A 13,490-nucleotide genomic window follows, 5' to 3' on the forward strand; every position below is an offset into this window, starting at 1 on the left:
CAAAATGGCGGAACGGGATCTTTACACAAACGAACAGTTGGCGAAAATCCGCGCAACCTTGTCGGACGCCTTGGGAGACAACGCGCGTCAAGCCCTGGACAACCTGGACCATCGCTTCGTCGCAGCCAGCGACACACCCGTCAACGCCCCGAACCAAAAAGGCGGCACCGGGGGACGGCGAGGCGGAGGCATGTCCTCCGACTACGAAGAGGAAAAAAAACCCTCCGTGGATGTGGAAGGGGTGATCCAGGAAGGCCGCCTGAAAAAAATGCTCGAAACCCTGGGAAAAATCCAGGAGGAACCGGCTCAGGTACGCACCATGGTCGCCGAAATTCTGCGTCACAAGGAAGTCAAAGCCTTCCACATGGTGGACGCCATGTCCAAAGTGACCAACGATGTGGAACTGGTCAACGCCCTGGCCCATGGCATCGTCTCCCACAAGGGGGTCAATCCGCTGATCGACGGTCTGCGTCACGCCACCATCAGCCCGGAAGCGATGAAATCACTGGCCATGGGCGTGGCGGAACAAGGCACCATCAACCATGTGATCCGGGCCATCGCCACGGCGCCCCCCAACCAGCCCGAGGCGGAAATCATCTGGGCCATGGAAGTGATGGGACGCGGCACCATGGAACAAATGCTCGAAGCCATCAAGCTCATGGCCAACGACTCCCCGGGCACCACCATTCTGGCCACCGGAATCGTCAACCGCAAAGAAATCGCCATCGAACCCCTGGTTCGTTCCCTCACGGCCACCAAGGGCAACGCCAAAGCCACGGCGATCCTGGCCGTGGCCCTCACCAAACTGGCGGATACCGCCTCCCTGGTGACCCTGCTGGAAAAATATGTCACCGACGACACCGACGCCGGCGAAATCCTGACCGCCAAACTGGTACAACGCAGCCTGGACGAAAAAGACAAAAACCGTCCCAAACTCATGGCCAAGGCCGCCCGCATGATGCGCGCCAACTCCATGGCCGGAAAAATCCTCACTTGGGGCATTGTCCAGCAGGGGGATCCCATGCAACTGGAGGCCTCCTACCAACGCATCAACCACCCTGTCGGCAAACAGATTCTGGCCTGCGGCATCGCCAAGAAGCTGTCGGCCATTCAGGCTCTGCGGCTGCTGGGGGGGGATTATTTCAAGCTCTCGAAGATGCAGGCCACGGCGGACACGGCCATACGCGAGGCCAAACAACGCTACGAGTGGATCATCTACAACATGCTCGGCGAAGTGCCGGAGTCGCAAAAACCGGCCATGTCGGCCCGGGAAGCCCTGGCCAAGGGGTTGTAAGGCCATCCAGACTCTCTGCTGGGCAAGTCTCGGCCCGCGGACGGTCTCACCCCGAACGCAACCCCTTGAAAAAATCACCGACCGCCTCGGCTCCGTCTTGCAGATGGATCTCCAAGGCGGCGGTGCCGACCACGGCAATCTCCGCCTGACCCGTCAGGGAACGAACATCCTCCGGGGTACGCACTCCGAATCCCACCGCCAGAGGGGCGGTGGTGGCCATGCGGCAACGCCCCAGAAAATGATTCAATGCGCTGTTGAAATCGGTACGGGTACCCGTCACCCCCTTGCGGGCCACGCAATAACACAGCCCTGCGGCCCATTGACCGATCTGGTTCAACCGTTCATCCGTGGAGGTGGGGGTGAACAACTGGATCCAGTCCAAAGACTCCAGACGACACCAAGCCATGGGTTCCGCGGCCTCCTGGGGGGGCCAGTCCGGAATGATCAATCCCCGCGCCCCCAGTTCGGCGGCCCGCCGGATGAACCGTTCCACCCCGTAGGCCATGAGAATATTCCCATAGGTCATGATCAAAAACGCCACATCAGGATGACGCTGCACGCATTCGGCGGCGAAGGCCAATCCTTCGGCCACCTGAAAGCCCTGATCCAAGGCCGCCTGATTGGCGCGGGCAATGACCGGTCCATCGGCGATGGGTTCGGAAAAGGGGATTTGCAGCTCCATCAATTCCACCCCTGCGGCGGCCATGGCATCGATCACCCGCCGGTTTTCGTCCAGGGAGGGATAACCCAGCACCAGATGGGACATGAGCAGAATGGGCAGTTGCCCGTCGGCGGTCCGCCGGGCAAGGCGCTGACGGATGAAGGGTTCCAGGGTGGTATGAGACATCCGGGTGTTCACTCCTCGATGGTGGAATAGCTGGCAGCCTTGTGACGGATGAAGCGGCGCCAACCCGGATCGTCGAGGGCGTCGGCGATGGTGAAGATGTCCTTGTCGCCCCGTCCGGAAAGATTGATGATCACCACCGCCTCATCCGGCAGGGTGGGCAGTTCCTTGAGGGCCTGGGCCACCGCATGACTGGACTCCAAAGCCGGAATCAGCCCTTCGGCCCGCATCAACTCTTGCAACGCGGCCACCACTTCGACGTCGGTGGCCGCCTCGAAGCGTACCCGGCCCGTGGTGTGCAGATGGGCCAGAATCGGCGAGACGCCCACATAGTCCAGACCCGCGGCCACGGAGTGGGTATCGCGCATCTGGCCATCGGCGTTCTGGAGGAAGAAGGTCTTGTAACCCTGGGCCATGCCGACGGTGCCCGCCCCGGAAGCCAGACGGGCGGCGTGACGACCGGTTGCCAGTCCCTGTCCACCGGCCTCGACTCCCACCAAGTTGACCTCCGGATGGTCCAAAAACCCCTGAAAGATCCCCATGGCATTGGAGCCGCCCCCGACGCAGGCATAGACATGGGTGGGCAGACGCCCTTCGGCGGCCAGGATCTGACCGCGGGCTTCGCTGCCGATGATGGATTGAAACCAGGAGACCATGGCGGGAAACGGATGGGCGCCGCAGGCGGTGCCGAGCAGATAATGGGTATCGTCCATACTGCCGACCCAATCCCGCAACGCCTCGTTGACCGCGTCCTTGAGGGTTTGGGAACCCGAGGTGACCGGCACCACCTTGGCGCCAAGCCGTTCCATCCAGAAGACGTTGGAACGTTGTCGTTCCACATCCTCGGCCCCCATGTAGATCACGCAGTCGAAGCCCATGCGGGCGGCCATGGTGGCGGTGGCCATGCCGTGTTGACCGGCTCCGGTTTCGGCGATGACCCGACGTTTGCCCATGCGTTTCATGAGCAGTCCCTGGCCCATGACGTTGTTGGCCTTGTGGGCGCCGGTCTGGTTGAGGTCTTCGCGTTTGATGTAGACCCGCCGTCCATACCGTTGCGACAGGTTCTCCGCGAAGGTCAACGGCGTGGGGCGTCCCGAGTAGTTTTCCATGAGGCGGACGTAGGCGTTCCAGAACTCCGGATCCCCCCGGGCCGCTTCGTAGGCCGTGGTCAGACGCTGAAACGTCTCGTGGAGGATTTCCGGGATAAAAGCCCCGCCGAAGTCGCCAAAATAGCCGGTTTTCATGCATTGCTCCCAAGTGACACGTCACGCCGAGTGGGCTACTATAGCGGTTCGACGGTTGGTGCGGAAGTGTTCCAGAACGGTGGACGACATAAATCCATGGCCCCTGCAACCGGCATCCTGCATCTTGGCGACCACGCCATGCCCTACACCCTGGTGCGCCATCCCCTGCGCACGCGCCTGAGTCTGCGCGTGACCGCCGCGGGTGTCATCGAGGCCCGCGCCCCGTTACGCATGGGCACGCCCCTGGTGGAGCGGTTCATTCGGGAGCAGGCCGACTGGCTGCTGTCCACCCGGCATGCGGCCCTGGAAAAACGTCCCGCCTTGGCGGACGGCGCCCTGTTGACCCTGCTGAACGAACAACTGACCCTGCGGGTGGTCGCCGACGGCACCCGGGTGCGACGGGCAGGCTCCATCCTGCACGTCCCCGCCCCCCTGACCCCGGACGGGCTGGAGGCCACCTTGGAACGGTGGTATCGCCAACAGGCCCATACCCATCTGACCACCCGTCTGCGCCTCTGGGCCGAGGGGATGGGGGTCACGGTCCACAAACTGACCATTCGCGGCCAATCCACCCGCTGGGGAAGCTGTTCGTCCAAAGGGGCCATCAGTCTCAACTGGCAATTGATGCTGCTGCCCGCCCGGGTGGTGGACTACGTGATCGTCCATGAACTGTGCCACCGCCACGAGATGAACCACTCCCCGGCCTTCTGGGCCAGGGTGGGAGCGGTGCTGCCGGAGTATGAACGGTTGCGGGGGGAGCTGAAGCGGGCACGGATTGGGCATCATCAGATCTTATAAGAGCTTTTTGATTGCAACCCGCTCACCAGACTGTGTACACTCGATTTCTCTATATTCTTGAGGAGTATGATTGGGTTTTCGAGGTGTTGCGACAAGAGGCCGTGTCGGCTTTTTAGGAAGAAGTGGTTCCCTTGCCAAACAAAAGACAACGAATCTCCTCTTCAGACCATCCAGAACCGATGCATCATAAAACCGCTTTAAAATACAATGGCAATAGTCTAAAAAACAGGATGAACTTACAAATTTATTCACAATATCACCATTATCAAAAGATGTCGATTTCAATTCGACAAAAACCAAATAATCTTCTCCATTATAAGTTGTCATAATAACAGCATCACAAACTTTCTGATGAGTACCATCCAACAGATATTGGGTAAATCTTTTGCCAACATCTGCAAAAAACAGAATCGACTCATCGGTCTGCAAACCTTCAATAACTACCTTTTTCATCAGAGTTGATACATCCATTTCAAACACTTCAAGGCAACGTTGATGCGCTCGCTCAATCTTGCAGATTTTACCAAGAGCCTCAAATTTCATGCGAGATCCACTCCAAATTCCAGGATTTCCTCCTGAATTCGGTTCATCTTCAAAATGCTTTCATCAAAATCTTTCACCTCAATACCAAGCATCGCGCTGACATCAGCAGCAGTAAAGGTATTCACACGACTTCTTTTAGAATTACCCGGTAGCAACGTCAATGCCGGACCGGCATTGTAAACCCGTATCTGATCCACAGATAAAAGCTCATCGCGATGATAACCATGTTTCGTCATCACCAGCACCCGCAACGACTCTTCAAGATGATTCATCATGATCAATGTATTCAACTCCTTAATCAAATAATCACTGTGCGTGGTCACGAATACCTTGATCCCGCAATTCACGAGGCGCACAAACAAACGCGCCAACAGACGCTGATTTTCGGGATGAAGATTGATTTCCGGCTCGTCCACCATAAGCATTTCACCAGGCTGGGCCAAATGGCGCAAATACAGGCCAATGGAAAGCAGGGATCGAACCGCGCTGGAGCTTTCGTTCATAGTCAATCGGCTGGCACGATTTTTCTGCGGCACAAAGTATAATTCGCTTGACACGACACGATACTCACCACCAATCAACGCATGAAAATCCGCCAACAGATCAGGATGCTTCTCTACCAAAAAACTGTCATTCTTGACAATACTCTCAAAATCTCTTGTAAAATCGACATTATCTGTAACCGGAAATGGATAATAATTATACGCTTTCTTCATCAATTCAAACACATCCAAATCCTTTCCCATATTACCCATCTGTTCCAAAAGCCGATTGCGGGCAAAATCCAACTCTCTCAAGAAAATGGCCGCCCCGGTTCGTTCCGCACTGGCCATGAAGACCGATGGCAACACAGGAGAAAGAAACAGATCCAACAGCGCATCGTTGATCATGCCCTGCATCGCTTGAACAGAAATAGTTTTCTGCTCCCCTTCTTGCAACCAGAAAATCTCAAGAGTGGTTTCATTGGACTTTTTCCAAAAACGGATCAAATCTTTCGTACTGGATTTAAAATTTTTCTCAAAGGCCCGGTCCAACCGGATTGCACTCTCCGCAATCTCCAACCTAAACTGAGAACCTAAAAAACGCTCAGGACGAGAAGCAAAGACCTTGTGAAGACTGTTCGAATAACCCTGGCATCCATTCTGAATCGCCACTCCGACATTTTTACTGATCTTCTGCAAATCAATCTTTGTTGAACCTTGCTTCATTAACAAATCGATATGACGCGTGTCGAAGGTTATTTTTATGAATTGGCGCCACAGTTTCAGAAATCCATAGAAAGCATAGACCGCATAGGTCTTCCCTGTATTGTTCTTTCCACAAATAATGGTCAGATCGCCAATCTCAAAATCAGCAATTTTCAGCACACCCAAATCATTCAAAAAAATCTTCATGGCGCATCACCCCTGCAAATCAACCATTACCCAGGAAACCAGTATAATAAAACAAGAAAGCCATGTCCACACAAACTCTTGAAGACCACCCCTTCCCCCCACCGGATTTTTTGGGCAAACTCTGTCGTCATGGACGATCTGCTCTTTCTGGCCCACCGCATCCCCTATCCGCCGCGCAAGGGGGACAAGATCCGCTCGTATCATCTGTTGCGGGCGCTGTCTGCGCGCTATCGGGTGCATCTGGGGGCCTTCGTGGACGACGCCGCGGATGAAACCCACGCCGCCACCGTGGCCGGAATGTGTCGCGGGGAGACCCGACTGGTGCGGCTGGATCCCTGGCGGGCCAAACTGCGCGCCCTGCGGGGCCTGGTGACCGGCGAGGCGCTGACGCTGCCCTACTATGACCATCCCGACATGCGGGGCTGGGTGGCGGAGATGCTTCACAGGCATCCGATCCGTCGGGTGGTGGTCTATTCGGCGGCCCCGGCCCAGTTCGTGGAGGAGATCGATCCGACCATCCGCCGGGTGATGGATTTCGTGGATGTGGACTCGGCCAAATGGGCCCAGTACGCCAAACGACGCTCCGGGCTGGCCCGCTGGCTCTACCGACGGGAGGCCCGCACCCTGCTGGCAGCCGAACAGGCCATCACCGCCCGTTTCGATGCCGTCCTCTTTGTCAGCGAGCCGGAAGCCGGACTGTTCCGGGAACAGGCTCCCGAGTACGCCGCGAAGATCGGATTCTGGGAAAACGGCGTGGATCTGGACTATTTTTCCCCGGACACACCCTATCCGGATCCCTACCAGCCCGGCGATCTGCCTCTGGTCTTCACCGGGGCCATGGACTACTGGCCCAATGTGGACGCGGTGTGCTGGTTCGCCCGCGAGGTGTTCGCCCCCCTGACGCGCACCCTGCCCCGGGCCCGTTTCGTGATCGTGGGAGGACGCCCCACTCCGGAGGTGATGCAGTTGCAATCCATTCCGGGCGTAACGGTCACGGGCAATGTGCCGGATGTGCGCCCCTGGATCTTCTGGGCCAAAGCGGCGGTGGCCCCCCTGCGCATCGCCCAGGGAATCCAGAACAAAGTGCTGGAAGCCATGGCCCTGGGCAAACCGGTGCTGGCCACCTCCAAGGCCATGGAGGGGATCCGTCACGATCCGCCCCTGGCCCGCTGGGTGGCGGACACGCCGGAAGCGCTCCGGGCCAAAGCCGCGGATCTGCTCTCCGGCGGGGACGAAGACGGCACCCATCCTCCCTGCGGTCCCCTCGGACGGGAAACGATGCAACGCAACTACCACTGGGAACACAATCTGGCCCGCGCCCTGGCCGCGGTGGCGGGTTGAGCCGTGCGCATCGCCCATCTGGTCCATCGCCTCGACATCGGCGGACTGGAGACCGTGGTGGCCAATCTGGTCAACGGTCTGCCACAGGAGCGGTTCGAGCACGCAGTGATCAGCCTGACGGAAATCACCTCCTTTCGCCATCGGATCCACCATCCCCGGGTCACGTTTCACGCCCTGCATAAAAAACCGGGAAAGGATCTGGCGGTTTGGGTCCGGCTCTGGCGGTTTTTGAGGGCGTGGCGACCGGATCTGGTCCACGCCTGCAATCTCGCCACGTTGGAAGCGGCCATTCCCGCCCGACTGGCGGGAGTACCCGGTTTCATCCACGCCGAACATGGCCGCGACACCCACGATCCGGATGGCACCAAAGCCAAATATCTGCTGCTGCGCCGCCTGCTCACCCCCTGGGTGGATGCCTTTGTGCCGGTCTCCGGGGATCTGGAACGCTGGATGCGTCACACGGTCAAAATTCCCCCCCGCAAGATCCATCCGATTCTCAACGGGGTGCCGCTGCCCCCGCCCCGACCGGATCAGCCGGAAGAGACCCGCTCCGGCCCTTTCACCATCGGCACCGTGGGACGGATGTGGCCCATCAAGGATCATCTCAACCTGATGAGGGCCTTTCAGCGGTTGTGTCAACGTCTGCCTGAAGCGCCGGTGCGTCTGGTGATCGTGGGGGATGGTCCGGAACGTCCGGCGGTGGAAGCCCTGGCCGCCCGCTGCCACCTGACGGATCGGTTGCAAATCACCGGCTGGCAAACCGACGTGCTGCCCTTTTTGCATGGCTTCGACCTGTTCGTCCTGCCCTCCAAGGCGGAAGGAACCCCCTTGACCCTGCTGGAAGCCATGGCGGTGGCGCTGCCGGTGGTGGCCACCCGGGTGGGGGGGGTGCCGGATCTGGTGATCGAAAACCACACCGGCCATCTCGTCCCCCCCAACGACCCGGAGGCCCTGGCGGAAGCGATGCTGGACTATCTTTTGCATCCGACCCAAGGCCGCCTCCATGGCTTGGCCGGACGCCAACGGGTGGCCACCCGCTTCTCCCTGGAAGGGATGATCGGGGCCTATCAAAAATTGTTCGAGGGGTTCCTGGTTACGAAAGATCAAGATTCTTGACAATTCTCTTTTTGATTTTTACCGTCGGTGGGGCTATTCTCAAAAGAACCCTGAACCATCCCGCATGAACCCATTGTCGCTGCCCGCACGGGCAGGAGAGTTTGACATGTCCCAATCTTCCGACCCGATCCCGCACAGCCCGCCACCCGAGGGCGCGGATCCGGATGCCAACGCGGCAAACCAGACCCCTCCCGGTGATCTCCGGCGACGGCGTTTGCTCAAGGGGCTGATCGGTGTCGGGGTCTCGGTTCCGGTCATTCTCACGCTGCAACGGGATGCCCTGGCCAAATTCGGCAGTCAGCAGGCCTGCATGGACGAAATGCCCGATGCCACCACCATCGGCGACCCCTGCCAATCCGCCGCGGATGACTGGATCCGGGCCAGTCGCAGCACCTTTTTCGACTATACCAACCAAACCGGCGTCCTCACCGGCGGCTCCGGCGGAACCAGCGATCAGTGTCTGGTCTATTTCGATCCGGACAACGGCTGGTTCGACCACACCGCCAGCGCCACCAACTCCTATGGCAAAACCGCCGGATACAAGGCGGTCACAAGCTCTTGTTGGTTCTCTTTCCACAACTCGGGCAACACCTCCGGCATCACAGGGCATCCTTGAACACCCCATTCAACGCGCCGTGGCGTTGGATGGCTCCCCACGCCGCCCATTGGCTCCGGGAGCCGTTCGGAACAAGCCATCTGCTGTTCAATCCCGCCTCCAACGAAACCCATATTCTCAACGACTTGGCCATTGCCACCTTGGAACAGTTGCAGCAGGCGCCGGCGAACGGGTCGGAACTCCTGGAACGCCTCGGCCTCGACCCGCAGGATCCACAGACCATCCAACCCTACGCCCGCCTGTTGCGGGATCTGGATCTGCTCGGTTTGATCATCCCCGTGGACTCATGAGAATTGGTGACCTGACCCCGGATGCACTGGCCCATCGGCTCCTCACAACCGGAGTGCGTTGGCAGGCCGGACCGTTCGTGACCCGGCTCCACAGCGACGCCCGGGATTTTTTCGATCCGTTTCACCGGTTGTATGGCGCCCATCGTCTGGTGGAAGCCGACTCCGGCGAGGTCACGGATTTTCACATCGGTCTGCGGCGCAGTCGGGGGGTGCGCCGCTGGTGGCGTCCCCAGGTCTTCTTCGATTTGGATGGCCCCACGGAACTGGCTCCCTTTCCCCTGGATCACGCCCTGCCCCTGTTCGAATGGGGCTTCAACTACGGCATCGCCCGTCGCTCCAATCAATATCTGATGCTCCATTCGGCGGTGGTGGCCCGGGGGGATCGGGCGTTGATCCTGCCGGGTCTGCCGGGATCCGGCAAAAGCACCTTGTGCGCGGCGCTGGTCTCCCGGGGATGGCGGCTGTTTTCCGACGAGTTCGCCCTGGTGCGTCCCGAAACCGGCAGGGTCCATCCGTTGCCCCGTCCCATCGCCTTGAAAAACGCCTCCATCGGCGTCATTCGCGCTTTCAACCCCGAGGCGCTCATCGGCCCGGAGTTTCCCAAAACCCGCAAGGGACGCGTGGCCCACATGCAACCTCCGGCAGCCAGCGTCCACGCGGAAATGGAAACCGCCCGCCCCACCTGGGTGATCACCCCGAAATTCCAACCCCTGGCCCCGGCGGAACTGGATCCCATGGCGTCGGATCACGGTTTCATGCGTCTGGCGAGCCACTCCTTCAACTACGAGCTGCTGGGGGCGCGGGGATTTGCCACCGTGGCGGCGCTGACCCGGGCCTGTCGATTTTTCGAGCTGACCTATGGGGATCTCGCCGAAGCCGTGGCCCTGCTGGATGCACAGACCCTCCCCGGAGAGACCCCATGACCATCGATGGACACCCTCCGGCGGAATGGCTGTTGCGGGCATGGCGCACGCCCGGCTCTTTGGCCGCCATGGGGGTGGAAACCCAGGATCTGGTGCTGCGTCTGGCTCGACGCAGCGGTCTGCTGGCCGGATTGGGTGCCAGGATGGAACAAAGGGCCAATCTGGAAACCCTCCCCCCCCGGATCCGGGATATCTTTGAAGGGGCGCGGGTGATCGGGGCGGATCGGGAGCGGTCGGTGCGCTGGGAGGTCAACCGCATCCAGCGGGCCTTTCACGGCAGCGGATTGCCGGTGATCCTGCTCAAAGGAGCGGCCTATCATCTGCGGGAGCTGCCCATGGCCAAAGGCCGACTCACCGCCGATGTGGACATTTTGCTTCCGGAAACCGATCTGCCCCTGGCGGAACAACGGCTGCGGGCCCACGGTTGGGTCACGGCCACCCAGGATGCCTACGATCAACGCTATTATCGGGAGTGGATGCACGAACTGCCCCCCATGCGTCATCGGCTGCGTCTGAGCGAACTGGATCTGCATCACGCCATTCTGCCTCGCACCGCCCGACTCCATCCGGACTCCGCCCGACTCTTCGAACGGGTGCAACCCGTGGCGGATCACCCCGGAGTCTGGACCCTGTGCCCGGAGGATCTGGTGCTGCACGCGGTGGTGCATCAGTTCCACGACGGGGATTTCAGCCGCATGGGGCTGCGGGATCTGTTGGATCTGGATGGGCTGTTGGACTACTATGGCCAACAGGAGGGATTCTGGGAGCGGCTGGTGTCCCGGGCGGTGGTGCTGAATCTGACCCGCCCTCTGGATCACGCCCTGCGTTGCGCGGCGCGATTGTGCCACACCCCGGTTCCGGATGGGGTGCTGTGGGCGGCGCGTCAGGCTTCTCCGGCCTCCTGGCCGGTGCGATTCCTGCTGGATCCCCTGGTGAAACAGACCATCCTGCCCCGCCACCCGGATCAACGCCGATCCGATCCCTTCACGGCCCTGGCGGCATGGTGCCTGTACATCCGTTCCCACTGGCTGCGGATGCCCCCTCAACTTCTGCTTCCCCATCTGGCCCGCAAATGGGCCAGACGATGGCATCCCGATGTGTGGCATCGCCGGACTGTTTGATCGGGTCGCGACGCGACCCCTGGACGCGGCCCGTCTGGACCGCATGAACCACGCCCACAGCCACCGGGGTCCGGATGGCGCGGGGAGCTGGAGCGGACCCGGTGTGGGTCTGGCCCATCGACGACTGGCGATCATCGACCTGGAAGGCGGCAGGCAACCCTTGACCAACGAAGACGGCTCGGCATGGCTGGTCTTCAACGGAGAGATCTACAATTTCCAGGAACTGCGCCAGGAACTGCTCCACCTCGGACACCGGTTCACCACCCGCTCGGATTCGGAGGTGATTCTGCACGCCTGGGAGTCCTGGGGGGTGAACTGTGTGCAGCGACTGCGGGGCATGTTCGCCTTCGCGGTGTGGGATCAGGCCAGTCACAGCCTGTTTCTGGCCCGGGACCGCCTGGGGATGAAACCCCTGTACTACGCCGAACTGGCGGACGGCTGGGTGGGCTTCGCCTCGGAACTGGGGGGCCTCACCGCCGCGAGCGATACCCGGCGGCCTTTGTCCATGCCGGCGGTGGAAAGTTTTTTCGCCCTGGGCTACGTGCCGGATCCCCTCACGATCTATCCGGGCATCCACAAGCTTCCCCCCGCCTGTCATTTGTGGATCCGCAACGGCGCCCCCCTGCCCCAGCCGGCGCGTTACTGGGAACCGCGTTTCGAGTGTGATCCCGCTTCCCGTCTCACCCCGGAAAGCGCGGCCCGAGAACTGCTGGAACGATTGCGGGAGTCGGTGCGGTCGCATCTGGTTTCGGATGTGCCGGTGGCCACCTTTTTATCCGGCGGGATCGACTCGTCGGCGGTTTCGGCCCTGATGGCCCAGGCCTCCGCCACCCCCCCGGAAGCCTGTACCGTCTCTTTCGCCGATCCCCGCCACGACGAAAGCGGCTACGCCACCCTGGTGGCCCAACGTCACGGCCTGCGCCATCATCTGTCGCAAGCCGACCCGGCCCGCTTCGATCTGCTGGACCGGCTGGCGCGTCACTTCGGGGAACCCTTCGCCGATCCTTCCGCGCTGCCCACTTGGCTGGTGTGCGCTCTGGCCCGTCAACACGCCAAGGTGGTCCTCTCCGGGGATGGGGGGGACGAAAACCTCGCCGGTTACAGCCGCTATCGTTTTCTCATGGCCGAAGAGGCCATTCGCAGCCGTCTGCCTCTGGGGCTGCGACGGTTGATCTTCGGTCTGCCGGGGCGCTGGTATCCCAAACTGGATCGGGCGCCCCGCTGGCTGAGGGCCCGTTCGACCCTGCGCTCGTTGGGCAAGGGGTGGGTGGAGGCGGCCTTCCAGTCGGTGGAAATCCTGCCGGAAGATCTGCGCCGGGAGCTGTTCAGCCCCCAGGCCCGACGGGAGTTGCAAGGCTTTCGCGCCGAGGAGACCTGGCATCAATACGCCGAAAACGCCCCGGAACACCCCTTGTCCCGGTTGCAGTATCTGGACCTCAAGGGATTTCTGGCCGGACGGGTGCTGGTGAAGGTGGATCGCACCAGCATGGCCCATGGCCTGGAAGTCCGGGCGCCGCTGCTGGACTATCCCCTGGTGGAGTGGCTGGCCAGCCTGCCGCCCGAATGGAAACTGCATCACGGGGTGGGCAAACATCTGTTCAAGGAGGCGCTGCGTCCCTTGCTGCCTGCGGAGATTCTGTTCCGACCCAAGCAGGGCTTCAATCTCCCCCTGGCCACTTGGCTGCGGGGGCCGTTGGCCCAACCGCTGCGGGAACGGCTGCTGGGACCGACCCTGGCGGCCACAGGGTTGTTCGAGCCCAAAACCTTGCGGCGACTGGTGACCAGCCATCTATCCGGCAGTCATGACTTCTCCGCTCCGCTCTGGGCGCTACTGATGTTTGAATCGTTCACGCGCCAGCACACACACAACAACCAATATTAACACTCATTCACACATTATTTTACGCGCAGTTTTCTTGCAAACCCTCCCCAAAGCACGTATCCTCCTTCGGGTTTGCATGCCAGT

The 13,490-nt window shown here is 60.5% G+C and carries 13 protein-coding genes; 9 read left to right on the forward strand and 4 right to left on the reverse strand.

Annotated features, from left to right (window positions below):
* Positions 1 to 4: 4 nt before the first annotated feature.
* Positions 5 to 1,294 carry a hypothetical protein gene (locus HQL98_02150; GenBank protein MBF0270864.1) on the forward strand — a complete coding sequence of 430 codons (1,290 nt, stop codon included), beginning with the start codon at positions 5 to 7 and terminating at the stop codon, positions 1,292 to 1,294.
* A gap of 46 nt (positions 1,295 to 1,340) precedes the next feature.
* Here the strand turns inward: HQL98_02150 and HQL98_02155 are convergent, their stop codons facing one another.
* A complete protein-coding gene (locus HQL98_02155; protein ID MBF0270865.1) occupies positions 1,341 to 2,141 on the reverse strand; it encodes a tryptophan synthase subunit alpha in 801 nt (266 codons plus the stop codon).
* An 8-nt stretch (positions 2,142 to 2,149) separates the two neighbouring features.
* Positions 2,150 to 3,382 (reverse strand): tryptophan synthase subunit beta, encoded by a 1,233-nt coding sequence (gene trpB / locus HQL98_02160; GenBank protein ID MBF0270866.1) that lies wholly within the window; start codon positions 3,380 to 3,382, stop codon positions 2,150 to 2,152.
* A gap of 96 nt (positions 3,383 to 3,478) precedes the next feature.
* Between trpB and HQL98_02165 the strand changes: the two genes are divergently transcribed.
* Positions 3,479 to 4,180 carry a M48 family metallopeptidase gene (locus tag HQL98_02165; GenBank protein ID MBF0270867.1) on the forward strand — a complete coding sequence of 234 codons (702 nt, stop codon included), beginning with the start codon at positions 3,479 to 3,481 and terminating at the stop codon, positions 4,178 to 4,180.
* Here HQL98_02165 and HQL98_02170 read toward each other — a convergent pair.
* Together HQL98_02170 and HQL98_02175 are read right to left on the reverse strand one after the other, a co-directional pair.
* A complete protein-coding gene (locus tag HQL98_02170; protein ID MBF0270868.1) occupies positions 4,175 to 4,723 on the reverse strand; it encodes a hypothetical protein in 549 nt (182 codons plus the stop codon). The genes HQL98_02165 and HQL98_02170 overlap by 6 nt on opposite strands.
* A complete protein-coding gene (locus HQL98_02175; protein ID MBF0270869.1) occupies positions 4,720 to 6,117 on the reverse strand; it encodes an ATP-binding protein in 1,398 nt (465 codons plus the stop codon). Before HQL98_02175 ends, HQL98_02170 begins: the two co-directional genes overlap by 4 nt.
* 129 nt (positions 6,118 to 6,246) lie before the next feature.
* On the opposite strand from HQL98_02175, the gene HQL98_02180 reads away from it, so the two are divergent.
* From HQL98_02180 to HQL98_02210, 7 genes are all read left to right on the forward strand, one after another.
* Positions 6,247 to 7,458: a TIGR03087 family PEP-CTERM/XrtA system glycosyltransferase gene (locus HQL98_02180; protein ID MBF0270870.1), complete on the forward strand. Its 1,212-nt coding sequence runs from the start codon at positions 6,247 to 6,249 to the stop codon at positions 7,456 to 7,458.
* A gap of 3 nt (positions 7,459 to 7,461) precedes the next feature.
* Entirely contained in the window at positions 7,462 to 8,574 is a 1,113-nt protein-coding gene (locus tag HQL98_02185; GenBank protein MBF0270871.1) for a TIGR03088 family PEP-CTERM/XrtA system glycosyltransferase, read from the forward strand.
* A gap of 106 nt (positions 8,575 to 8,680) precedes the next feature.
* Positions 8,681 to 9,190, forward strand: a complete 510-nt coding sequence (locus HQL98_02190; GenBank protein MBF0270872.1) for a hypothetical protein — start codon at positions 8,681 to 8,683, stop codon at positions 9,188 to 9,190.
* Positions 9,187 to 9,480 (forward strand): HPr-rel-A system PqqD family peptide chaperone, encoded by a 294-nt coding sequence (locus HQL98_02195; protein MBF0270873.1) that lies wholly within the window; start codon positions 9,187 to 9,189, stop codon positions 9,478 to 9,480. Before HQL98_02190 ends, HQL98_02195 begins: the two co-directional genes overlap by 4 nt.
* Positions 9,477 to 10,403: an HprK-related kinase A gene (locus tag HQL98_02200; protein ID MBF0270874.1), complete on the forward strand. Its 927-nt coding sequence runs from the start codon at positions 9,477 to 9,479 to the stop codon at positions 10,401 to 10,403. Before HQL98_02195 ends, HQL98_02200 begins: the two co-directional genes overlap by 4 nt.
* A complete protein-coding gene (locus HQL98_02205; protein ID MBF0270875.1) occupies positions 10,400 to 11,524 on the forward strand; it encodes a nucleotidyltransferase family protein in 1,125 nt (374 codons plus the stop codon). Before HQL98_02200 ends, HQL98_02205 begins: the two co-directional genes overlap by 4 nt.
* Positions 11,499 to 13,406, forward strand: coding sequence for an amidotransferase 1, exosortase A system-associated (locus HQL98_02210; protein MBF0270876.1), 1,908 nt, complete (start codon positions 11,499 to 11,501; stop codon positions 13,404 to 13,406). The genes HQL98_02205 and HQL98_02210 overlap by 26 nt, the downstream gene beginning before the upstream one ends.
* Positions 13,407 to 13,490 lie beyond the last annotated feature (84 nt).

The organism is Magnetococcales bacterium (genome assembly GCA_015231755.1).
Taxonomy (GTDB): Bacteria; Pseudomonadota; Magnetococcia; order Magnetococcales; family Magnetaquicoccaceae; genus Magnetaquiglobus.